The following is a 22,952-nucleotide window of genomic DNA, read 5'->3' on the forward strand; positions in this document are numbered from 1 at the left end:
GCCTGTTCTCCGGCACGTTGACGCGGTGTGGACGCCGCCCGCTCAGGTCGGCCGGCCGTCGGTGGACCGCGGGTCGTCGACGGGCCGCCGGTCCTGCACCTTGATCCGGTACAGCCACAGCAGCACCGCCACCACCAGGACGGCGAGCGCCACGCCCAGTTCGGTGTAGCCGCCGTACCCGGTGATGGAGAATCCGGTCGCGCCCACCACCAGAACCACGGTGAGGAAGCCGGCGAGCGTCCAGGCGAGCGGCACGAAGAACCGGGGCAGCCGGATGGGCCGCACGGCGTCGGGCCGGTCCCTGCGCAGCAGTGCGAAGCCGGAGACCGCCAGCACATGGGCGATGATGTACCCCAGGTTGCCCGTGACGATGATGGCCAGTGGGGTCTGAAGCACCGTCAGCACGAAGACGTTCAGCACCAGGGCCACCAGCAGGGCCCTGGCCGGCACACCGCGCCGGTTCAGCACCCCCACCTGTTTGATGGTGAGTCCCGCCTTGCCCATCTCGTACAGCACGCGGGAGCCGTCGGCGAGGCCGGTGATCATGATGAGCAGCAACGAGGCGATCAGGAAGACCACCATGAGGTCGGAGGCGCCGCCCACCAGATCCTGGAAGGCGCCGACGAAGAAGGTGGTGGGCTCCTCGCCGATGGCCTTCTCGCCGACGTATCCCGACAGGGTCAGCGGCAGCAGGATGAAGACCCCCAGGGAGAACAGCACCCCTGCGCGCAGGGCCCGGGTGGTGTCGCGCACCGTGTCCTTGTACTCGGGCGCGAAGGTCGCGCACACCTCCACACCGAACGAGGTCCACGCCATGACGTACAGCCACACCAGGGCCTCGCGCAGTCCCGCGGCACCGTGCAGGTTCCAGTGCAGGCCCTGTGCGCTCCAGTCACCGGAGAACAGCGGCAGGACGATGAAGACGGCGAGCGGGATCAGCAGCGCACCGCCGGTGACGTAGACGACCCACATGGCGACGTGCAGGCCGATCATCGCGGCGCCGAACAGCAGCAGCATGACGAGCAGGCCCACCGCTATGGGGAAGTCCACCTTCAGCGGTCCGAACTCGACGCTCCAGTCCTGGCCGGGGAACCACTGGGCCCGGACGAAGGAGCCGATGAGCCCGGAGTAGACCGCGAGGGCCGTGGTCCAGGGGAACCAGTAGCCGATGCTCGCGATCGGGCCCACCACGGGCGCCCGCTTCTTCCAGCCCTCGGTCGCGTAGTGCGCGATCCCTCCGGAGGAGTCGGGGAACATCGCGGCCAGTTCGGTGTAGATCCAGTTGGTCGCCGTGGCCAGCACCATCGAGGCGGCCCACAGGGCGATGGCACCCCAGGCTCCGAGACCGCCGATGGAGGCGCCGAGCGAGGCGATCAGCGCCGCGGGCATGGTCAGCGACATCGCGAATCCGTCGAACCAGCTCATCTTCTTCGGCAGTGCGGCGGCCGCCGTTCCCGACGGGTGCGAAGGGTCCGACGAGGGCGGGGCTGGTGTCTGTGGCTGGGATGACATGGCGTTCCCCTCAGGGTGGGCGCAGGCAGGAGTGCCGATGTGGCCTGGTTATAAGGGAAGCGAAAATCGCCTGTCAATACTCATGAATTAGCAGTGATCGACTTACTTGATTGCTGATTCAGCAGTCTTGACAGTTCCTGATTGCTCGGCGAGTCTCCAGTCATCGCTTCGCACCGGACCCGGGACGGCGCAGCTCTGACCCGACGCGCCCTTTCCCGTTCAGGACAGGACAGAGAGGCCAACGCATGACCACCCCGACCTCCGACCGGCACCAGCTCTTCATCGACGGCGCGTTCACCGACGGCACCTCCGGGAACATCCATGAGGTCGTCAGCCCCGCGACGGGCGAACTCGTGGGCAGCTTCCCCCTGCCCGCGGCCTCCGATGTCGACGCCGCGGTGCGTGCCGCGAACGAGGCCCAGCCGGCCTGGGCCGCGACCAATGTGTGGACCCGAGCCGAGCTCTGTCACCGCATCGGCACGGAGCTCGGCAGGCGCGTGGACGAACTCGCCCGTCTCCAGTCCCTCGAACAGGGCAAGCCGCTCGCCGAGTCCGTCGCCGACATCGAGGAGGCGGCCAAGCTCTTCCATCTGCACGCCGAGGACGCCGTACGGCTGCACGGCGAGACGCTGCCCTCCACCGACAACACCAAGCGGATGTTCACCTTCCAGCGTCCGGTGGGCACATGGGGCATCATCACGCCGTGGAACTTCCCGCTGCTGATGCTCGCGGAGTTCGTCGCCCCCGGTCTCGCCACCGGCAACGCCCATGTCGTCAAGCCGCCGGCCAACACGCCGCTGACCGTCCTCAGGGCGATGGAGGCGTTCGTCGCCGCCGGGGTGCCCGCCGGCCTCGTCAACATCGTGCCCGGTGAGGGCGAAACCGGCGACGCGCTGGTGCGTCACGAGGGCATTCACGCGATCGGCTTCATCGGCTCCTCCGCGACCGGGGCGAAGATCCAGTCCGCCGCCGGACTCAAGCGCTCCATCATGGAGTGCTCGGGCAACGGCCCGCTCGTCGTCCTCGCCGACGCCGATGTCGAGGCTGCCGCCAAGGCCGCCGTCGACGGCGCCTACCCGTGCGCCGGGCAGGTCTGCTGCGCCACCGAACGCGTCATCGTGCACGCCGACATCCATGACGAGTTCGTCGAGGCCGTCCTGCGCGAGGCCCAGCGCATCACCCTCGGCGACCCGTTCGATCCCAAGACCGTGCTCGGCCCCCTCAACAACGAGGGCGTCGCGGCCAAGATGGACCGGCACATGGCCGACGCCCGCGAGCGGGGCGCACGCATCCTGCTCGGCGGCAAGCGCGCCTCCGGCCACCCCACCGATCTCTACTACGAGTTCACCGTGGTGGACGGGGTCCCCGAGGACAGTCTGCTGTCCCGTGAGGAGTCCTTCGGACCCGTCGTCCCGATCATCACCGGACAGGACGAGGACGATCTGCTGCGCATCGCCAACGACGACAAGCTGGGCCTCCAGGGCGCCGTCTTCACCCGGAGCATGACCTCCGCGTTCCGTTTCATCGAGGAGATGGCCGTCGGCCAGGTCGTCGTGAACGAGAGCAACAACTGGTGGGACATCAACATGCCGTTCGGCGGCGCTGGCAGCCGGTCCACCGGCTGGGGCCGCATCGGCGGCAAATGGACGCTCATGGACATGACCGACACCCGCACCGGCGTCATCAGTCTCTGACCGCCCCGCCCGCTCCCGCCCGCCGCCGGCCGGGGCCCCGACCAACGTCGGGGCCCCGGCCCGCGCTGCCCCACCACGCCGGCAACGAGGTACCCGCCACATGACCACCGCCGCCCCGCGCCCCACCGACCACCGCAGCCGCCTGCGCGACACGAAGGCCGCCCCCTACTGGCTGGACCGGCCCGAGCACCCCACGCCCCTGCCCCGGCTGACCGCCGACACCACCTGCGATCTCGCCGTCGTCGGCGGTGGCTACACCGGCCTGTGGACCGCGCTGCTCGCCAAACGCGCCGCCCCGGAACGGGACGTCCTCGTCCTCGAACAGAACACCTGCGGCCACGCGGCCAGCGGCCGCAACGGCGGCTTCTGCTCACCCAGCCTCACCCACGGCCTCGCCAACGGCGCCGACCGCTGGCCCGCCGAGGCCCGGCTGCTGCACCGCCTGGGCATGGAGAACTTCGAGGCCTTCCGGCGCGACCTGGACACCCACGGCATCGACTGCGGATTCGTGCGCGGCGGCAAGGTCACCGTCGCCGCCACGCCCTGGCAGGCCGAAGGACTCAACAGCGCCCACACGCTCGCCCACCGGTACGGCGAGCGGACCAGGCTGCTGAACCGTGCGGACCTGCGGGCGTACATCGACTCCCCCGGCTGGACCGCCGGCCTCTGGTCCCCCGACTACGCGCTCCTCGACCCCGCCCGGCTCGTCTGGGGCCTGCGCGCCGCCTGCCTGGACCTCGGGGTCCGTATCGCCGAGCACACCGAGGTCACCGCCCTGACCACCCGTCATGCCGACCGGGTGCGCCTCGCCACCCCGTACGCGGCCCTCGGCGCCCGGCAGGTCGCTCTCGCCACCAATGTCTACCGGCCCCTGCTCAAGCGCCTCTCGCTCAGCATGATCCCGGTCTACGACTACGCCCTGACCACCGAGCCCCTGAGCGACGGGCAGCTCGCCGCCATCGGCTGGATCGGCGACCACGGAATCACCGACGCGGGCAATCGGTTCCACTATCTCCGCAAGACCGACGACAACCGCATCCTCTTCGGCGGCTACGACGCCATCTACCACTACGGCAACCGGGTCGACGAACGGCTCACCCAGCGACCCGCCACCTTCGACACCCTCGCCGCCCAGTTCGCCGAGGCCTTCCCCGCCCTCGCCGATGTCCGCTTCTCGCACTCCTGGGGCGGTGTCATCGACTCCACCACCCGCTTCTGCATGTTCGCCGGCACCGCGGCACACGGCCGGATCTCCTACGCGCTCGGCTTCACCGGGCTCGGCGTCGGCGCCACCCGGTACGGTGCCCAGGTCATGCTGGACCTGCTCGCGGGGAGGCGCACGGACCGGCTCCGGCCCGCGATGATCCGCCGGCCCCCCGTGCCCTTCCCCCCGGAGCCGATCCGGTATCTGGGCGTCGAGGCCACCCGCTGGTCCATGGCCCGCGAGGACACGCACGGCCATCGCAATCTGTGGCTGCGCACCCTGGACCGGCTCGGCCTCGGTTTCGATTCCTGAGCCGGGCAGGATAGGCCGCACGACCGAAGATCCAGGCCCGCACACCGTGACGGGCCGTACATGAGAGCCGGAGCAACAGCATGAGCACGCTGGGTGGCAGCCCCCTGGACGACACCGACCGCCAGATCATCGCCGCACTCCAAGCGGACGGCCGCCGCCCGTACAGCCAGATCGCCGAGGAACTCGACATCCCCGCCTCCTCCGTGCGCTACCGCGTCCAACGCATGGAGGAGAATGGCACTCTCCAGATCGTCGGTATCGCCAACCCGCTGACCATCGGCTTCGACCGGTTCGCCATGGTCGGCATCCGGGTGAGGCCGGGCAGCGCCCAGGAGGTGTGCCGACGGCTGAGGGAGCTGCCCGAGACCTCCTACGTCATCATGACGGCGGGTAGCTATGACGTGATGGTGGAGGTGATCTGCCGGGACACCGACCACTTCACCGATCTGATGAACCGCAGACTGCATCAGATCGACGGAATCGTCTCGACCGACTCCTTCTTCGTACTGGAAGTGCACAAGCTGGCGTACGGCTGGGGCGTCGGCGAGGTGGACACCTCGCTGCTCGACGCCCCGCAGCCGCCGCTGGGGGCGGGCCTCGACCAGCGCGCCTGAGCGCCGGAGCGGTCCTCAGTCCGTGAATCCCACGTGGACATGATCGTGATGGGTGGCATCGGTGAAGAACTGATACGCCGTCGCACCTCCGGAGAGCCGGACCGGCCCGCCGACGTTGTACGAGCCGGCCGCCGCCGCGTCGCGCATGAACGACTCGATCAACCGGCGCGACGTGGCCGGATCGACGACCATGTGCCCGTCGATCCTCCCCACGTCGAAGGCCCGGCCCGGTGGATGATCACTGGGCCGGTCGGTGCCGAACACGTACAGCGGGTGCCCGGAGCGGATCACGCCGAGGTCCATCCGGTACGTTCCGGCCAGGCTCAGCAGGGCCCGCAGCACGCTCGGGTGGACGTGCCCGCCGCGGATGTCCGCCTCGGCCGCGGGTGGCAGACCGATCCGCGGTTCGGCCAGCACCCGCTCGGCCTCCATGGGCAGCGCGGCTGCGGCGGGGCCGGGGCGGGCCGGGTGGAGATCGGTGACCTCCCAGTGGGGCCGGGCCCGGCTCAGCCGTACGTCGACGGTCGTGCCGCCCGCGTGGCCGGGCGTCCACTGACGGCACACCACCAGCACACTGGCCGAGTCGGCCAGGATCCCGCCGTACTGCGCGTCGATCACCTGCAGTGCGGCGCGGTCGGCGTCGGGGCGCAGCGCGCCCGCCCGGTCCACCAGTGACGGCGTCGCCCCCAGCGCGGCCACCCGTTTCTTCGCCGCGGCCGCACCGCCCTGGCCGGCGGGCCAGGCGCCGATCGCCTCCACCACCCGCACGGCACGCAGCTTCACGTCGGGGTCCACATCGCCCCGGTCGGGACGCCAGGCCGTGGTCGTCGGCAGGGGCGGGAGCGGGGGCCGGGACACGGACGTGGCCGGGGCGGCCTCCGTCCGGGAGGTCGCGGAGCAGCCCATGGGTCCCGCGAGCAGTCCGCCGGTGCCGAGCAGCAGGGCGCGTCGGCCGAGTGAGGGTGGCATGCGATGTCCCGTTCCCCTTCGGGGTCCTCCTTCGCAGGGACGCGGACCCGGACGGATTGCGATGGTTGTCGACGCTCCCGGCGCGCCGCAACCGGCCGGATGCTCAGCGGTGCGGGGCCGGAGTCCCCCGACACCGGGTCTTCTCCCGTGCCGATCCCCTCCTGCAACAGGCCGTTCCCCGTCACAGCGTCGTGACGAGTCCTCCGTCGATGACGAATTCCGATCCGGTGACGTTGCCCGACCGGCCGCTCGCCAGCAGCAGTACCAGATCGGCGACCTCTTCCGGCCGGCTGAACCGCCCGGTCACCGCCTGGGCGGCGAACCCCTGGGCGATGTCGTCCGGTTCGCTGCCGGCGACCGCCGCGACGGTCTGCGCGATGCCTCCCTCGCCCAGCCAGAGGTCCGTGGCGACGGGCCCGGGGCTGACGGTGTTCACCCGTACCCCGTGCGGGCCGACCTCCTTGGACAGGGCCTTGGAGAAGTTGCTCAGGGCCGCCTTGCTCGCTCCGTAGTCGATGACCGAGGGGTCGGGCAGGAAGGCGCTGACCGAACCGACCGTCACGATCGAGCCGGAGCCGCTTGCGATCAGATGCGGCAGGGCGGCGCGTGTGGTACGCACCGCGGTGAGGAGGTTGACCGTCAGCGCCCACGTCCATTCGTCGTCGCCGACGGACAGGAAGCCGCCCGCCCTCGGACGCACGGCCCCGACATTGTTGACGAGGATGTCCAGGCCCCCGTACCGGTCGACCGCTTCCGCCACCGGTTCCTCGGCACCGTCGGGCCGGGTGAGGTCCGCCCGCACGAAGTGGACGTCCTCGCGCGCCGCAAGCTCGGACAGCGGTTCGGTGAGGGTCCGGGAGGCCGCGACCACTCGCACGCCTTCGTCGGCGAGGGCCCGTGTCACGGCAAGGCCGATGCCCCGGCCGGCGCCGGTGACCAAGGCCGTCCTGCCTGTCAGACGCAGATCCATCACGCTCTCCCAGCAAACGAACGGTACCGACGGGGGATTGGGGCGCTCCACCGGGTGGGGAAGGACGCCGGACCCAGCGTCACCGGACCCCACGGTGACGGCACGGCCCGGAGTGCAACGGGGTGACACCGGCCGACCGTCCGGGTGACAGCGGCAGTCGGTACGCCTCCGTCACTCCGCCCGGCGCCGCTCTCCGTCCGCCGGGCACCACCCCCGCCCGTCGCTACATCACACCTTGGTGGGCCGTCGTCACGCGTTCTTCGGCGACGTCCAGGGCGTGGCGCACCGCCCCCAGCGCGACGGCCCGTTCACCGAGCACCGACGCGTTGAGTTCCACCGGCACCAGGGTGCGGGATCGCAGATGCCTGCGCACCGGTTCGAGCAGGGTGTCGCCCGCCCGCGAGACACCGCCCCCGACGACGACCCGGCCCGGATCGAGGACGAGCAGGAGCACGGCGAGTCCGCGGGCGAACCGGGCGGCGACCCGTTCCACCACGTCGACGGCGGTCCGGTCCCCCGCCTCGGCCGCCGCGAAGAGTGGCGCGATGTCGTGGGCGGCGCCGACGGGAGCACCGGCCTCCAGGGCCAGCCGGTGAATGGCCTCGGCGCCGACGAGCCGTTCGAACGGCCCCATGCCGTCGGCCGGACGCGGTCCGGGGAGCGGGCCGGAATCTCCCATGAGGTCGATGAATCCCAGCTCACCGGCGGCGGCCGAATTGCCCCGGTAGGGGCGGCCGCCGATGACGATGCCGGTGCCGATGCGCCTTCCCCACTGGACGAAGACCAGGCAGTCGGTACGCGTACCGGCGCCGTCCCCCCTGCCGGTCGCCGAGGAGGCCGCGGCACCCTGTCGGCGCTCGGCCAGCACCGCGAGGTTGACGTCGTTCTCGATGGACACCGGACAGTGCAGCCACTCGCGCAGCAGGGATGCGGCCGGCAGCCCGGCCCAGTCGGGAATGCTGGGCGCGAGCAGCACCTCGCCCCGCTCCCGGTCGACGATCCCGGGGGTGCCCGCACTCACCGCCCACAGGCTCGACAGCGGCACGTCCGCCTCGGCCGCCGCCGCCGTCAGCGCGGACCGGACCGTGGCGAACAGCCGCGGCCCTCCCGTATCCCTGTCCACGGCGACGCGATGCGTGGCCAGTACCTGGCCTGCCAGGTCCGCGATCATCACCAGCACCTTGTGCGGGCCGATGTCGACCCCCGCGACGTGCCCCGCCTCGGCGCGGAACCTGGCGTACTGGGCCGGCCGGCCGAGCTGTTGCGGTCCTACGGCCGTGGTGAACTCCACCAGTCCGCAGTCCCTCAGTTCGCCCAGGGCCCTGGTCACCGCGGGCCGTGAAAGCCCGGTGAGCGCGGCGAGGTCGGTGACGCGGGCGGTGGGCGCGTCCCCCTCCCGCAGTGCGGCCAGGACCGCGGCGACGTTCATCCGGCGCAGGACGTGCGGGCCGGTGGCCGCCGCTCTGTGGACTGACATGTGCGTCAACTCCCTTGCCGATCCGCACTGTCGGCACTGTACCCAGCGCTTCGAGAGCACGGACGGTCGGCGCTCTTGACGGTCACGGCACGGTCCGCTCATATTAACGAATGCTCCGTTAGTAACGGCCTCGCCCACGATGGGCGGTGGGAGAAGGAGCGGCGTCCGGGGCCTTCGAATCCAAGGCGGAGGCCCCGGACACCGCGACGCCGCTGCCCATCGTGGGCGAGGCCGTGAGTCTGATGCGCGTCCGCTCCATGTACTCGGCAAACCTCCGCATCCCTTCGTCGGACGAGGTCAACGTTGAGAAGCCTCAGATCCTGGATCGTCGTCTGCACGACCGCCCTCACGGTGCTGGCCGCGGCGTTGAGCGCTCCCGCCGTTCCCGCGGAGGCGGCTCCCCGCGGGAGACCCGTCTTCGCCACCGGACCGGCCGAGGCGGCCCTGCGCCGTCTTCTCCCCCGGCACGCCGCACAGTTCGACCTCGTGGCGGTGGACCGTCCCGTGTCCGGCGACTACTTCGCCGTCTCCGGGACCACCGGTCACGTGCGGGTTCGAGGGACCAGCCCCGCCGTGCTGCTCAGCGGAGTCAACTGGTACCTGAAGTACACGGCGAAGGTGGACGTCGGCTGGCCCGGTGACAGCACGTCGAGACTTCCGAAGAAGCTCCCCGCGCCCGTCGGCACGGTCCGCCGGGACGCCTCCGTGCCGCACCGGTTCGCCCTCAACGACACGGACGACGGCTACTCCGGCGCGTACCGGAACTGGGCCTCGTACGAGAAGCAGATCGACGTCCTGGCCCTGCACGGCGTCAACGAGGTGTTCGTGCAGATGGGTGCGGACGCCGTGTACTACGACACGTTCCAGGAGTTCGGGTACGCGAAGAAGGACCTCGCGTCCTGGATCCCCGGTCCGGCGCACCAGCCGTGGTGGCTGATGCAGAACATGTCCGGCTTCGGTGGCCCGGTCGGCGAGAAGCTGCTGGACCGGCGCGCCGCGCTCGGCCGCAGGATCGCCGATCGGCTGCGTCTGCTCGGTATGACCCCGGTCCTGCCCGGCTACTACGGCACGGTCCCGCCCGGGTTCACGGACCGCAACCCGACGGGTCCCGTGGTCCCGCAGGGCGACTGGGTCGGTTTCGAGCGGCCGGACTGGCTGGACCCGCGCGGCGAGATGTTCCCGAAGGTCGCCGAGGCCTTCTACCGTCACCAGCGAAGGCTGTTCGGTGACTCCACCATGTACAAGATGGATCTGTTGCACGAAGGCGGCAGGCCGGGCGATGTACCCATCGCGGACGCGGCTCGGGCCGTCATGAACGCACTGCAGACCGCGCACCCGGGCGCCACCTGGGTGCTGCTCGGCTGGCAGAGCAATCCGTCGACGCAGCTCATCGACGCGGTCGACAGGAGCAGGCTGTTCATCGTCGACGGACTGGCCGACCGCTACGACGGCTTGGACCGGGAGGTTGCCTGGCACGGCACGCCGTACGCCTTCGGGACCATCCCCAACTTCGGTGGTCACACCACGATCGGGGCCAACTCGGCAGTCTGGACGGCCCGATTCAACGAATGGCGGACCAAGCCGGGCAGTGCGCTCCGGGGGATCGCCTACCTGCCGGAGGGCACCGGCGGCAACCCCGTCGCGTACGAGCTGTTCACGGAACTCGCCTGGCAGAGCGCCCCTTCCGACGACGCGGCCTGGTTCGCCGCCTACGCGGAACGCCGCTACGGCGGCGCCGACCCGCATGCCGCCAAGGCATGGGAACTGCTGCGGGCGGGCCCCTACAGCACATCGTCCGGCACCTGGAGCGAGTCCCAGGACAGCCTGTTCACCGCACGCCCCGCACTGACCGTCGGCTCCGCGGCCAGCTGGAGCCCGTCGTCCATGCGGTACGACGCGTCGACGGTGCAGCGGGCGCTCACGGAGTTGCTCCAAGTCGCCCCCGAACTGCGGAAGTCGGATGCGTACCGGTTCGACGTGGTGGATGTGGCCCGGCAGGCACTGGCCAATCGCAGCCGTACGCTGCTGCCGCAGATCAGGTTGGCGTACGAGGAGAAGGACCTCGCCCTGTACCGGCAACGGGCCACGGAGTGGAAGCGGGATCTCGCCCTGCTGGACCGGCTGCTGGCCTCCGACCGGCGGTTCATGCTCGGGCCCTGGCTCAAGGACGCCAGGTCCTGGGGCGACACCGATGCCGAGCGGGCCGCAGCGGAGTTCGACGCCCGCTCGATCCTGACCACCTGGGGCCATCGTTCCGGCAGCGAGTCCGGCGGGCTGCGTGACTACGCGAACCGCGAATGGTCGGGACTGGTGAGCGACTTCTACGCCGAACGCTGGACGCTCTACCTCGACTCCCTCGACACGGCCCTGACCACCGGCCGGCCCCCGGCCGCGATCGACTGGTTCACACGGGACAACGCCTGGAACCTGGAGCGCAAGAGCTACCCGGTGAAACCCACGGGCGACCCGGTCGCGCTGGCCGACACCGTACGCGTGGCCCTTGCGGCGCCCCTCGCGCCGGCTGCCCTCCATCGATCGACCGACGCCCGTGCCCACGGCGCCGTTGGCGACCACCGCCCCGGACCGCACCTGCTCCACGATCCGCCACTGCCGGACGGCGCCGCGGAAGGCCGTCCGGCGTGACACAGCTCACGACTATTCACGTATTGCGCAACCATTAAAGTGTAGACATGGATGCCGATACCTCCGACACTCAGGCGAACCAGCAGATCGCGATGCTCGACGGCGGCCCCGCACACGGGCTGCGCATGTGGGTCACCAGCCGGCCACCGGTGGTTCAGGTCACCTGGCCGTGCGAGGTCGAGGCGCCACCCGAGGGCATGCGGGTGGAAGCCCTGTACGTCTATCGACTCGACCCCCGGGCGAAGGAGCAGCCGCTGCGCTACGGCTTCGACGGGGCCAGCCCCTGACGGTCCCCGGTCCACGGACCGGCACGCACCGGGAGTGAAGGGACCCGGCCGGTCGCGGACACACGTTCACCGACAGTGCCCGGTCGCGGCGGGTCCCTTCGTCCTGCGCGACAGACTCCGGCCGAGGGCCGGTCCGCCGCGCACGGCGCGAAGGGACCCGGCCGGTCAGGGTCCGATGTGCTGGTGCGACGCCCACAGCAACGGGCTGTTGCCCGCGTACTCGTCGCGAACGCCCCTGACGGCGGCGTGCAGGCGTCGCGCCGGATCCGCGCCGCCGGACAGTTCCGCGTAGACGTCATCGGCGATCCGGGCGGCCACATCGTCGACGATGGGCCACAGGGTGCCGATCACATGCGAGTATCCGGCCAGCTGGAACGCCGACGAGATGTGGATGACCTCGTCGGACAACACATCGCCGCCACGCGCCGTACCGCAGGCGGACAGATAGGCGAAGTGGGCGTCCCGGATGCGCAGCCGTCCGATGTCCACGACGGACAACGCTCCCCCGGCCAGGGCCAGTCGGCTCGCCGAGGGTTCGCCGACATCCGTGGTGGCGTGGCAGGCGATGTGGACCCAGGCCGCCGTAGCCAGCTCCTCACGCACGCTGTCGGGGTCGGCAGCCCCGTCCAGCAGCATCCGGGCTCCCGGCAGCCGCGCACCGGCGACCTCGGCCTCCCGTCCGGCGGCGGGCAGTCGGTAGTCGGGCAGGTCCCCGATGGCGACGACGAGCGAGCGGTCCGGTGGCCGGTGCGCGCCGCGGAGTCGCGCGCGCAGCAGCTGGTGCAGCGTGGGGGTGCAGGAGCCGACCACCCGGTCGAACACCGTGCGCCCGTCCCGCGCCGTGTGGTGCCCGGCCGCGTGCACCGGCAGCAGCGACAACTGCCCGGTCGGCAGCCACCAGAGCCTGGGCAGCGGATCGGGCGCCGGTTCGAGGCCGAGCGTCTCCAGCACGGGGCCCGTCACCGTGTCCCAGAGCCAGCCCAACAGGCGCGTCACGGACCGGTTCGCGGCCCACCGCAGATCCGGCTCGACGGTCGGGGAACGCATCAGATCCTGAGCCAGGTCCAGAGCGATACGGCGATCCTCGACCGCGTCCGGGGTGAGGCCCGGCAGGGCAATCACCTCTGTTCCGGCGGCCGTGAGCGCGATGGCGTGGCTGCCGAACCGGCTGACGTTGACCACCACGACGGGGCCCGCGGCCGCGACCTGGGACCGCACGACCTCGTCTACCCGCTCGGGCACCTCCCCCAGCGCATGCGAGAACAGGACGCAGCGTCCGCGTTCCAGCAGGTCCAGGGCTTCGGCGGGATCCGCGCCGCGGTTCAGCAGGCAGGCCGCCGCGTCCGAGGCCAGGCCCCCGAACGGCATCAACTGATACTCCTGGTCGTCCCGTTGCTCCAGCGGCGACACCAGGTCCGGCAACAGGTCGACGGTCAACCGGAACGCCTGTTCGGCTCCGGCGAAGTCGCCTTGTTCCGCCGCCGATCGGCCCCAGCGCTGGCTTGCCAGTCCGCGGACCCTCAGCGGCGCGCCGGGCGTCCTGGCCACCTCCGCGTACGCCGCCACCGCCCGGTGTGCGTCCGAAGGGGGCAGCGACGCCGCCAGGTCCAGCAGCCGACCCGCTCGGCCGGGGTCCTCGTGCGACGGAGCGAGCCGTACCGGATCGGGTGACAGATCGGCCAGTTCGTCGAGCACGGCGGCCCGCTCGGGGTGTCCGGGCGGGTACGCGTGGGCCAGTTCCGTCGCCAAAAGGCCGGCCTCGGCGAGATGTTCGGGCGTGCCGCCCTCGGCGCCGTGCCGGTCCCGCAGAGCGAGCGCCAGCCCGGTCATCGCCTCGGCCCGCACACCGGGCCGGTCGATCGGCAACGCCAGCGCGGCCCGGCAGAGAGCCACCGACTCTTCCAGCACGGGCACTTGGGGATGCCGCAGGAACGCCTGCCGCAACGCGGCGCCGAGCCGGGCCATGCGCAGCGGGCGGTCCCGGTGGTCCGCCGGTGTGAGTTCCAGTGCGGACCGCAGGGCGCCGATCGCCTCGTCGAGCCGCGGTGAGTCGCCGGTGTACCGGAATCCGTCGAGCCATACCGCGCTCAGCTCGGTGAGAGCGGCGGCACGTGCCAACGGTCCGTGGTCCGTGCGGAGTTCGACCGGGCGAGGGGCGCCTGACCGGCCCGTCAGCATGTCCTGGTGGGCCTGCATCGCGATGATCCCGGCCAACGCCTTCGGCCCCGTCGTGGCCCCGGAGGACGCCTCCCGGTACCGGGCCATGGACTCGACCAGCGCGGCCCGGTCGCCCGTGTACTCGTACCGGCAGCGCAACGCGTCGGCCAGGACGAGCAACCGGCGCGGCCGGGACTGCTGGAACGCGAGCGGGTCGAACACCGCGTCCTGCCCGAGCCGGACGGCCATGTCGAGCAGGGGCAGCGCCGCGGTCTCCTGGTAGCGCTCCAGGAACCTGTCCGCGAGGTCGCCGATCGGCGTCGCGATGTCGGTCAGCCACGCCCGCGCGACCACATCACGCCAGAGCGCGACCGCGATGCGCAGAGCGCGCCGGTCGTGCGTCCGCTCCCACTGCCCCAGCACGGCGCCGCCCAGTTCGCGCAGATGCGCGGCGATGTGGTCCTGGTCCCAAGCGCCGGACGGCGAACGGGAGGCGTCGAATCGGCCCGACACGGGAGCGATCCGGTGCCGGAAGACCTCGGTCTCGGTGTTCTCGCGCAGGATGCGCCGCCACTGGGCCGGGGTCGGATCGACGACCCGCAGGGACGAGCGGTTCAGCTCGTCGACCGCCGCGTCGAAAGCGACACGTGTCCGGTCAGTGGCCATCGCGGCAGGCCAGGATCAGCCGGACCGGACCGGGGATCTCGTATCCCTCGGCACGGTCGTCGACCAGTGCCAGCAGCCTGAGCGCCTCGGCGAGGTCCCGGTCGGACGTGCTGCCGGCGCGGTAGCGCGCCCAGTGCACGGTCCCGCCCACGTGGGCCGCCTCGGCGTCGAAGCCCTCGTTCGGACCGAGGAGGGCGTCCAGCTCCAGGCCCACGTCGAACGCGAGGACGGCTTCCCGGTCCCCGGTGCCGCGGTAGCGCTCCAGCCGTTCCCGAAGACCCGCCAGCACCGGGTCCGTCACCGGACGGCAGCCAGGTCCTGCCGGACGCCGTCGACCATGGCTTCCAGGAAGTGCCGGGAGAAGGAGTTCGGCGGCTCACTCTCCCTGATCCGCCGCCCGCGTTCGGTGAAGAACGCCGAGTCGGGCATCCTTTCCTGGCCGGCCGGGACGAACTTGAGCAGCTCCTGGTACGCGGCCAGTGCCTCCTCGAGCATTTTGCGCAGCTCGTCCGGCCGGGCGCGGACGCGGTCCAGTTCCCCCATGTACGCGAGGGAGATCATGCGCCATTCGCCGGCGTCGATGATCTGCGACGGCTCGGGCCCGCCGTACCGGTCGGCGTGCCGGGGTGCCAGTGCGGGCATCCGGAACACGAACCGGCGTTGCCTGCCGCATCCCGCGCATCCGAACGAGTGCCTCGACGCGAGCCCCTCGTCGGTCTGGATCGACGCGTGCCTGTAGCCGGTGCTTCCGCTCTCGCCGCACTCGCACGGGTGCAGCTCCATGTACAGGTGCGCTTCGGGAACGGACCGGGCGTACGGCAGTGGCATACCGCTCACTGTAGTTCGCATCAGCCACTAGGATCCATGGATATGAGCGAAGACCGGCACGAAGTCGCCAGGCTCTGCGAGAACTTGACCTTCTTGCGCCAGGAAGCGGAGAGACGCGGTCTCGGTGCGCGGTTGGATGTGATCGTGGCCGCCGCTGCGGCCGGCCGGACCGAGGGCATCACCACCTTCATGCGGAGTGTGGGCGCTCCGGAGTCGGCCGAAGTACGCAGCCCCGGCGGCATCGTCCACCCGGCGGCCACCGAATTCCGCTTCGGCGTCGATGTCTACGGGTGCCCCGGAGAAGCCTGTGACCGGAGTTGGATCCGGCCGCCGGGGGCACCCGTCGAGGTCTGCGCGGTGCGCGGCACCGCACTGCGCCTGCGGCCGACCGCGTGAGCGGACTCCTCGTCGAGGTCGGCCGACGGCTGGCGGAGCGCTGGCTCTCCGTCCTGGTGCTCCCCGGCCTGCTGTTGGTCGCGGCGCTGTCGACAGGACTCCTCCTGGGTCAGGGAGATGCCCTCTCGGCGAGCCAACTGGCCGACGCCGCAACCGACATGGCGCGTCGTCTCCAGGCCGACGGCTCCGCCACGGTCCTGCTGACCGGACTGGCGGCCCTCCTCGGCGCAGGTGCCGCCGGGCTGGCCGCTCAGGGGCTGGGCCGACTGGTCCGGGCCGGCTGGCTGGGAGACTGGCCCCGGTGGGCCGCCCCGGCCAGGAGCCGTCTGTCTCAAAGGCGTTCGCGGCAGTGGCAGAACCATCAGACGAGGCTGGAGGAGGCGGCCGCAGCCGGCCGCGACCCGTCCGGCTTCGCCCGGCGCCGCAACCGGATCAGCCTCGCCCCGCCGGTACGGCCGACCTGGATGGGCGACCGCCTCGCCGGCGCCGATGTCAGGGTCTTCGCCGAATACCGGTTGGACCTCGCGGCGTGCTGGCCCCGGCTCTGGCTGGTGCTGCCCGGGGACGTGCGCGAGGAACTGCGCACCGCGTCCGGGGCGCTCGACGCCGCCGCGGTGCTGGCGGGCTGGGCGGTTCTCTACGCGTTCGCGGGCGTCGTGTGGTGGCCCGCCTCGCTCGTCGCAGTGGCCGTCTACGCCACCGGCTGGTATCGGGCCCGGCTCGCTGCGGCGACCTTCGCGGACCTGATCGAGTCCACCGTCGACCTGTACGGCGGCGCTCTCTGCACGGCCCTCGGCCTGACTGCCGCCGAAACCCCGCTCACTCCGGAACTCGGCGCCGCCGTCACCTCCCGCTGCCGCAAGGGCGCTTGAGCCGTCGCGGGGTGTGATCCGGACGAGAGGCCCTGACGGCCGACCGGCATCGGAACGGTGAGAAGCGGCGCGCATCCCACAGGGTGAGGGGGACCGCCGACCCGGCAGGGACCGATGGTGGCCACACCCTCGCTGTGACGGGACGTCCTCCCACCGGCCGGGGTGTGCCGGAGCCATTCAGGCGATCATGGGCCGGTCATACGGGGCGATCGGCGCCGGGAGCACCGTGGAGCCGCTCAGCCAGCGGTCCGTCGCCGCCGCGACGGACCGTCCCTCCGCGATGGCCCACACCACCAGGGACTGCCCGCGGCCCGCGTCACCGGCGATGAACACCCCGCCCGTCCCGGCTCGGGCCGTCCGCTCGACCGCCCCCGCCGCACCGGCCGTTTCGGCCGTTTCCGCCGCGAAGGCGCCGTTGCGGGCGAAGTTCCCCCGGTCGTCCAGCACGAGTCCGAGCTGCCGCATCAGACCGGTGCCCCGTTCGGGGCCGAGGAAGCCCAGGGCGAGCAGGACCAGATCCGCCAGAATGACCCGCTCTGTCTCCAACCGCGGCCTTCTGCCCTCGGGCTCCACCTCCGCCAGTCGCAGCGCGCGCACATGACCGGAGCGATCCCCTTCGAAGCTGAGCGTGGCGGACGAGAAGACTCTCGGATCCGTGCCGCCTCCCCCACGCGCTTCTTCATGAGCATGGGATATCCGATAGACCTTCGGATACACGGGCCAGGGCTCGGAGTTCCGTCGGGTATCACCGGGCTCGGGATTGATGTCCAGTTGCACGGCGGAGGCTGCGCCCTGCCTCAGCACGGTGCCCAGACAGTCCGAACCGGTGTCGCCGCCGCCGATGATCACCACGTGCCGGCCCTCGGCGGTGACGGCCGGCACGTCGCAGTCGCCCTCCGTGACCCGGTTGGCCAGGGTCAGGTAGTCCATGGCCTGATGGATTCCGTGCAGCTCGCGGCCCGGGACGGCCAGCTCCCGCTGCCCGGTGGCTCCGACGGCGATCACGACCGCGTCGTGTCGCCCGGCGAGTTCCGCGGCGTCGACATCGCCGCCGACGTCCACACCCGTGCGGAACTCGGTACCCTCCGCCCGCATCTGCTCGATTCGGCGGTCCAGGTGGCGCTTCTCCATCTTGAACGCGGGAATGCCGTAGCGCAGCAGTCCTCCGATGCGGTCGGCACGCTCGTAGACGACGACGGCGTGGCCGACGCGGGTGAGTTGCTGCGCCGCCGCCAGCCCCGCGGGTCCGGAGCCGATGACCGCGACGGTCTTCCCGCTGAGCCGCTCGGGCGGCTGCGGCGGCGCGTATCCGCGTTCCCAGATCTGGTCGGCGATCGCCTGTTCGACATTCTTGATCGTCACCGGGTCGGCATTGATGGTCAGCACACAGGCGTCCTCGCACGGTGCCGGGCACAGCCGCCCGGTGAATTCCGGGAAGTTGTTCGTCGCGTGCAGCCGCTCGGCCGCCGCCCACCAATCGCCCTTCCGCGCATACGCGTTCCACTCGGGGATGAGGTTTCCCAGTGGGCAGCCGCTGTGACAGAACGGTATGCCGCAGTCCATGCATCGCCCCGCCTGCGCGGAAACGAGCGGTAGCCGTGCCTGCCCCGCGTAGACCTCGTTCCAGTCGCTCAGCCGTTCCTGGACGGGACGTGCCGGAACGGGACGGCGGGGGGTCTTGAGGAAGCCGTGGGGATCGGTCATGGGCCGCCTCCGTCGCTCACTCGCGGTGCACAGGCGTAGGGCCAGAGTACGCCTGCCTACTGGCCCGGCGGGGTTCACGCCGTCGCCGCACCGAACGGCGCAGGTGCAGAGCCCCTGGGGCGAGCGGCCGCACGCCGGTGACCGTCCGCGCCCACCCGTGACGGCCTTCGCACTCGACGGATGTCGGCAGGCGCATCCTCTCTCTCGCCGCCTCTCGCACGAGGCGGCCTTGCCCGAGGCGTCCTAGTTTGGAATGAGGGAAGAGTTGTCCACCCGAGGAGTCCTCATGGCTCATGGAAGCGGCAAGGACAAGATCAAGGGCAAAGCCAAGGAAACCATGGGCAAGATGACCGGCGACCGCCGCAAGGAGGCCGAAGGCAAACTTGACCAGGCGAAGGGTGAGATCAAGAAGCAGACGGGCGAGGCTCGTGATCGCACAGCACCCCTGGAGCCCCCCGACTAGGGTCGAAGAACCATAGCCCCGAGCCCCTGTCCGAGCGGCGGGGGCTCGGCCATGCCCGACACCGCCACGGCCATCGCCGCCACGGAACCCGGGTGACGCCGTACCTCACATCGTCACCCCGAGCCCATCAGAAGGGGCGGTCGATCCTGCCACGATGGTGAACCACGTCGGGGACGGATGCGCGGTGAATCGCGATGACAGCGGCGTCGTCGCCCAGACGCCCGCCGACGTGGGCGAGGAGGTCGCGTCGCAGATGGTTCAGGAGCGTCTCCGGGGAGCTCTCCGTCCATCGGGCGGCCCGTTCCTCGAACGGGTAGAAGTCCCCTCCCCGGTCACGCGCCTCGACGACCCCGTCGGTGTAGAGAAGGAGGGTGTCGCCGGCCTCGAAGGGGAACGCGTCGAGAGTGTAGGACGTCGGGCCCATGCTGCCGAGCCCCAGCGGGGGCGCGGGATGAAGACTCGGCACGGTGACGGAGTGCCCCGGGCCGAGCACCAAGGGGGCGGGGTGTCCGCAGCTCGTCATGCGGCTGATGTGGTCCTCGTCAGGGATCTCCAGCAACAGAGCGGTGACGAAGGGTTCTCCCGGCTCCTCCTCCGAGTCGAAGTCGGCCTGGTAGCGCGTGACGCTCTGTTCGAGGGCGGCTGCGAGTTCGGGCAGGCCGGTGTGCTGGTGGGCGGCCTCGCGGAAGGCGCCGAGCAGGAGGGCGGCCTCTCCGATGGCGGCCAGGCCCTTGCCCCTCACGTCCCCGATCATCACCCGCGTTCCGCCTTCGACACGGGTGGCCGCGTACAGGTCTCCGCCGATCAGGGCCTCGTCCTCCGCGGCCAGGTACAGGGAGGCGACCCTCAGTGGGCCGATCCGGTCCGGAAGCGGCCACAGCAGGACGTGCTGTGCGGCTTCGGCCACCGACCGCACGCGTGCCAGCTGCCGTCCGCGCCGTTCGCGTATCAGGGCGAAGAACACGGTCAGCACCGAGAGCAGGGCGATGGCGGCGATCTGCACCAGTATGTTGCGGGAGGACAGCGTGCCGATGTGCTGGCCGATGTACGCCTGGGCCGCCACGGCCAGGACGCCGATGCCCCCGGTCGGGAGCGGGCCGGCGAACGAGGCGGTGAGCGCCGGTGCGATGACCAGCAGCGGCCCCAGATGGATGTCCTGCGGCGCGAAGATGTCCACCAGGGTGATCACGACGATGAGCGTGACGGGAATCGCCAGCAGCGCATGGCTCGGCCGCCATGGTTCTCGCAGATCCGTAAACCGTTCACTGAGGCCCACGCCTCCACAGTGCACCGCCCCAGGGCGGAGCACGAGTCGGCCCACCGCGGTCCGGGCCGCCGAGGCGCTCTTCGGCGTGGCGCCGCTCCGTACACGGGCGTTCCCGCCGACGCGTCCTGGACCTGCGGCCCGGACGGGCGTCAGGGACGCCCCGGTCGTGCGGACTGCCGACACCCCGGCACCCCGGCACCGGGACCGCGCGCCGGGAGACTGTCACCACACGCATCCGCACGCTCACGGAGTGCCCGGTACGCACAGCCCGGGCCGCCCACCGACTGACGCGTTAGGCTCGTTCTGTGGGAGACGTTCCGACTGTGGAGGCGGTCATGAGCGAGATGGACATGTATCCGACTCCGTCCCAGGCCGAGGGCGAGAGGCTCGACGAGGACAGGGATCCGGCCGAGGAGCGGCACCCCGCCACGATGCGCACCCAGCCGTCACAGGCGGAGGGCGAGCGCCGGGCGGAGGACAACGAGAGCTGACGGAGAAGCGGCATCCGTTCGACGACCCGCTACGGGTTCGCCGGGTGGGGGTGCGTACGGCCTTCCTCTTTCCCCCGCTGCCGAACCGAGTGAGCACAGCGCCCCAGAAGGGGCGCTGCCTCGTATCGGAGGCCGATCACCGGTCTCCGAGCATGAAGGAGGTGCGCCCGGTATGGATGCGGAACGTGCCGGCCGTCTGGTGTCGGCGCTCCGTGCCCGTGACGTGATGGCCCATGTCGTGGAGGCGGGTGTCTACGAGTTCGGGATCCGCGTCGTCCTCGACGAGCGAATCGAGGCTCTGTGGGACGCCGACGGGGCTTCGGGGCTGGACGCGGAGATCGTCAGCGACGGAGTGCTCATCGGCTTTGTACCCCATGTGCCCGGCTCGGAGAACTTCACCGAAGCACAGCTCGTGGAGAGCATCGCGACGACGCGGTATTCGGCGGAGGGGCTCCGCCCGCCCAGCGACGCCGCCCCGGCCGGTGAGGCCGCGCCCCCCGTCACGTCCGCACCACCGCCCGCTCCCCCGGTCACCCCGCCGGTCGCCCGCTACCAGCGCCGGGCGCATTGGATCCGTCGGGGCGACGGGAACGGTCCCCGGCACTGACCGGCACATCGCGGGAAGCGTGGACGCCGCAGGCCCACAGGGCCGGGCCCGGCCGACCCGACTGCGAGGACCCCCGGACGGCGTGGCCCGTCCCCGATTCGGACCGCCCCGGGTCGTCGCCGGGCAGGGGGCGGGCGACGATGGCCCGTGACGGCACTGCGGGACGGGTTGGCGGGCGATATGAAGCATGGTGAGGCGCAGAGCCCCGGGCTCTCCGGCCGCCTGGACCGCAGGCACTTCCTCGCTGCCGCGGCGGCGGGCGGAGCGATGGCGGGCGGCATGGCGGTGGGCGGCTGCCACTCCTCCGCGGGCGGGGAGTCCGGCACCGGGTCCGCCCCGCCCGGCGCGACCCGTACCGCCGAGAACGCGGAGAGGACCCGGGCGGGGAATGCCGACTGGCGCATCGGTTCGGTGGGGCCGCCCGAGGCGGTCGAGGGCTATACGGACAAGGTGAGCGTGCTGCCGGGTGAGGAGTTCGGACTGCATGTCTCCACCACCGCCCCTGCGTTCCGGGTCTCGGCCTACCGCGTCGGCTGGTACGACGGGGCCCAGGCGCGGCTGGTCTGGCGTTCGCACCGGGTCGCCGGGGCCGTCCAGGCCCGCCCCCGCATTCTTCCGGCCACCCGGACCGTGCGCGCGGACTGGCGGCGTTCGCTCCGGGTCCGCGCCGACGGCTGGCCGGAGGGTGCGTACCTGCTCCGGCTGGACGCGGACAACGGCCACCAGCGCTATGTACCACTGATCGTCCGCTCCGCGAGCGCGGCGGGCAGAACCGTGCTGATGCACGCCGTGGCGACGTGGCAGGCGTACAACGTGTGGGGCGGCTACAGCCTCTACCAGGGCGAGAACGGCGCCTACGGCACGCGGTCGCTCGCCGTGGATTTCGACCGCCCCTACGACGGCAACGGCGCGGAGAAGTTCATGGTCTACGAACGGGTGGTGGTGGTCCTGGCGGAGAGACTGGGCATCCCGCTCGCCTACACCACGGGGACGGACGTCCACCGTGATCCCGGCATTCTCCAGGGCGCCGCCGCCGCTCTCTCGCTGGGGCACGACGAGTACTGGACGCCGCAGCAGCGGGCCCATGTCACCCGGGCCCGCGATGCGGGCACCAATGTGGCCTTCCTCGGCGCCAACGCCTGCTTCCGCCGGATCAGGCTGGAGCCGGACGCCACCGGAGCCGACCGCACCGTCGTCTGCTACAAGACCGACTACCGCGACGATCCGTACCTCGCCGACCACGCGGACATGCCGACCAACGACTTCCGCCAGCCTCCCGGCGCCTCTCCGGAGTCCTCCCTGACCGGTGTCCTCTACGAGGGCTATCCAGTGGACGCCCCGTATGTCGTCCACGGGAGCGACCACTGGATCTTCGAGAGAACGGGCGTGAAGCGAGGAGACTCCTTCGATCACCTGGTCGGGGTGGAGTACGACCGGGTCGTCCCGGAGATGCCCACCCCGGCGCCGCTCGAAGTGATCGCCCATTCCCCTCTCGTCTGCAAGGGCACGCACAGCCACGCCGACTCCGCCTACTACACCGTGCCGAGCGGAGCGGGCGTCTTCGCCTCGGGAACGATGAGGTGGGTCGAGGCCCTGATGGCGGGGACCCGGGAGAACGGGCGCAACCACGGCATGGATGCCCGTACGGGGGCTTTCGTCACCCGTGCCACGGAGAATCTGCTGCACGCGTTCGCCGCGGGCCCGTGCGGCCGGAGCAGACCGAAGCCCAGGGACAATGTGAGAGACGTGTACGCCTCCGCACCACACTGACGGCATTCCAACCGCCCGGTCGATGAACTCCCGGGCCCGCAGGCGCAGT

The 22,952-nt window shown here is 71.3% G+C and carries 20 protein-coding genes; 11 read left to right on the forward strand and 9 right to left on the reverse strand.

The window, feature by feature from the left end; translation table 11 throughout:
- Positions 1-42: 42 nt before the first annotated feature.
- Positions 43-1,512, reverse strand: a complete 1,470-nt coding sequence (locus tag ACIOHC_RS18955) for an APC family permease (RefSeq protein ID WP_401843251.1) — start codon at positions 1,510-1,512, stop codon at positions 43-45.
- A gap of 245 nt (positions 1,513-1,757) precedes the next feature.
- Here ACIOHC_RS18955 and ACIOHC_RS18960 point away from each other — a divergent pair, with 245 nt between their 5' ends.
- The 3 genes from ACIOHC_RS18960 (at position 1,758) to ACIOHC_RS18970 (ending at position 5,336) form a co-directional block, all read left to right on the forward strand.
- On the forward strand, positions 1,758-3,206 hold the full coding sequence (locus ACIOHC_RS18960) for an aldehyde dehydrogenase family protein (protein ID WP_365693249.1): 1,449 nt from the start codon (positions 1,758-1,760) through the stop codon (positions 3,204-3,206).
- Positions 3,207-3,306: 100 nt separating this feature from the next.
- Positions 3,307-4,722 (forward strand): FAD-dependent oxidoreductase, encoded by a 1,416-nt coding sequence (locus tag ACIOHC_RS18965; protein ID WP_351080172.1) that lies wholly within the window; start codon positions 3,307-3,309, stop codon positions 4,720-4,722.
- An 80-nt stretch (positions 4,723-4,802) separates the two neighbouring features.
- Entirely contained in the window at positions 4,803-5,336 is a 534-nt protein-coding gene (locus tag ACIOHC_RS18970) for an Lrp/AsnC family transcriptional regulator (RefSeq protein WP_351080170.1), read from the forward strand.
- 15 nt (positions 5,337-5,351) lie between these two features.
- Here the strand turns inward: ACIOHC_RS18970 and ACIOHC_RS18975 are convergent, their stop codons facing one another.
- From ACIOHC_RS18975 to ACIOHC_RS18985, 3 genes are all read right to left on the reverse strand, one after another.
- Positions 5,352-6,305, reverse strand: a complete 954-nt coding sequence (locus ACIOHC_RS18975; protein WP_365693246.1) for a hypothetical protein — start codon at positions 6,303-6,305, stop codon at positions 5,352-5,354.
- Between the two features lie 181 nt (positions 6,306-6,486).
- Positions 6,487-7,275, reverse strand: coding sequence for an oxidoreductase (locus ACIOHC_RS18980; protein WP_351080164.1), 789 nt, complete (start codon positions 7,273-7,275; stop codon positions 6,487-6,489).
- Positions 7,276-7,498: 223 nt separating this feature from the next.
- Positions 7,499-8,752, reverse strand: coding sequence for an ROK family protein (locus tag ACIOHC_RS18985; protein WP_351080162.1), 1,254 nt, complete (start codon positions 8,750-8,752; stop codon positions 7,499-7,501).
- Positions 8,753-9,055: 303 nt separating this feature from the next.
- Between ACIOHC_RS18985 and ACIOHC_RS18990 the strand changes: the two genes are divergently transcribed.
- Together ACIOHC_RS18990 and ACIOHC_RS18995 are read left to right on the forward strand one after the other, a co-directional pair.
- Entirely contained in the window at positions 9,056-11,395 is a 2,340-nt protein-coding gene (locus ACIOHC_RS18990; RefSeq protein WP_365692865.1) for an alpha-N-acetylglucosaminidase, read from the forward strand.
- Positions 11,396-11,442: 47 nt separating this feature from the next.
- On the forward strand, positions 11,443-11,682 hold the full coding sequence (locus ACIOHC_RS18995; protein ID WP_351082184.1) for a hypothetical protein: 240 nt from the start codon (positions 11,443-11,445) through the stop codon (positions 11,680-11,682).
- Positions 11,683-11,847: 165 nt separating this feature from the next.
- Here ACIOHC_RS18995 and ACIOHC_RS19000 read toward each other — a convergent pair whose 3' ends face one another.
- Genes ACIOHC_RS19000 through ACIOHC_RS19010 form a run of 3 tightly spaced genes read right to left on the reverse strand, consistent with a single transcriptional unit; the run spans position 11,848 to position 15,333 of the window.
- Positions 11,848-14,505: a CHAT domain-containing protein gene (locus tag ACIOHC_RS19000; protein ID WP_401843254.1), complete on the reverse strand. Its 2,658-nt coding sequence runs from the start codon at positions 14,503-14,505 to the stop codon at positions 11,848-11,850.
- Complete coding sequence (locus ACIOHC_RS19005; protein ID WP_351082188.1) at positions 14,495-14,806, reverse strand: hypothetical protein; 312 nt, start codon at positions 14,804-14,806, stop codon at positions 14,495-14,497. Before ACIOHC_RS19005 ends, ACIOHC_RS19000 begins: the two co-directional genes overlap by 11 nt.
- Positions 14,803-15,333, reverse strand: a complete 531-nt coding sequence (locus tag ACIOHC_RS19010; protein ID WP_351082190.1) for a hypothetical protein — start codon at positions 15,331-15,333, stop codon at positions 14,803-14,805. The genes ACIOHC_RS19005 and ACIOHC_RS19010 overlap by 4 nt, the downstream gene beginning before the upstream one ends.
- Positions 15,334-15,375: 42 nt before the next feature.
- Between ACIOHC_RS19010 and ACIOHC_RS19015 the strand changes: the two genes are divergently transcribed.
- Positions 15,376-15,729: a hypothetical protein gene (locus tag ACIOHC_RS19015; protein ID WP_401843255.1), complete on the forward strand. Its 354-nt coding sequence runs from the start codon at positions 15,376-15,378 to the stop codon at positions 15,727-15,729.
- Positions 15,726-16,601 carry a hypothetical protein gene (locus tag ACIOHC_RS19020; protein ID WP_351082194.1) on the forward strand — a complete coding sequence of 292 codons (876 nt, stop codon included), beginning with the start codon at positions 15,726-15,728 and terminating at the stop codon, positions 16,599-16,601. The genes ACIOHC_RS19015 and ACIOHC_RS19020 overlap by 4 nt, the downstream gene beginning before the upstream one ends.
- Positions 16,602-16,778: 177 nt before the next feature.
- Here the strand turns inward: ACIOHC_RS19020 and ACIOHC_RS19025 are convergent, their stop codons facing one another.
- Positions 16,779-18,305 carry a glutamate synthase subunit beta gene (locus ACIOHC_RS19025; protein WP_401843257.1) on the reverse strand — a complete coding sequence of 509 codons (1,527 nt, stop codon included), beginning with the start codon at positions 18,303-18,305 and terminating at the stop codon, positions 16,779-16,781.
- Between the two features lie 286 nt (positions 18,306-18,591).
- Here ACIOHC_RS19025 and ACIOHC_RS19030 point away from each other — a divergent pair, with 286 nt between their 5' ends.
- On the forward strand, positions 18,592-18,768 hold the full coding sequence (locus ACIOHC_RS19030; RefSeq protein WP_351082198.1) for a CsbD family protein: 177 nt from the start codon (positions 18,592-18,594) through the stop codon (positions 18,766-18,768).
- Positions 18,769-18,895: 127 nt separating this feature from the next.
- On the opposite strand, the gene ACIOHC_RS19035 is transcribed toward ACIOHC_RS19030, so the two are convergent.
- Positions 18,896-20,044: a PP2C family protein-serine/threonine phosphatase gene (locus tag ACIOHC_RS19035; RefSeq protein ID WP_351082200.1), complete on the reverse strand. Its 1,149-nt coding sequence runs from the start codon at positions 20,042-20,044 to the stop codon at positions 18,896-18,898.
- A 326-nt stretch (positions 20,045-20,370) separates the two neighbouring features.
- On the opposite strand from ACIOHC_RS19035, the gene ACIOHC_RS19040 reads away from it, so the two are divergent.
- From ACIOHC_RS19040 to ACIOHC_RS19050, 3 genes are all read left to right on the forward strand, one after another.
- Positions 20,371-20,526, forward strand: coding sequence for a hypothetical protein (locus ACIOHC_RS19040; protein ID WP_351082202.1), 156 nt, complete (start codon positions 20,371-20,373; stop codon positions 20,524-20,526).
- A 172-nt stretch (positions 20,527-20,698) separates the two neighbouring features.
- The gene (locus tag ACIOHC_RS19045) at positions 20,699-21,133 is read left to right on the forward strand and encodes a hypothetical protein (protein WP_401843258.1); all 435 of its coding nucleotides are present in this window, start codon (positions 20,699-20,701) and stop codon (positions 21,131-21,133) included.
- Between the two features lie 180 nt (positions 21,134-21,313).
- Entirely contained in the window at positions 21,314-22,903 is a 1,590-nt protein-coding gene (locus tag ACIOHC_RS19050; protein WP_401843259.1) for a N,N-dimethylformamidase beta subunit family domain-containing protein, read from the forward strand.
- Positions 22,904-22,952: the final 49 nt, after the last annotated feature.

Source organism: Streptomyces sp. NPDC088252, assembly GCF_044740965.1.
GTDB lineage: Bacteria > Actinomycetota > Actinomycetes > Streptomycetales > Streptomycetaceae > Streptomyces.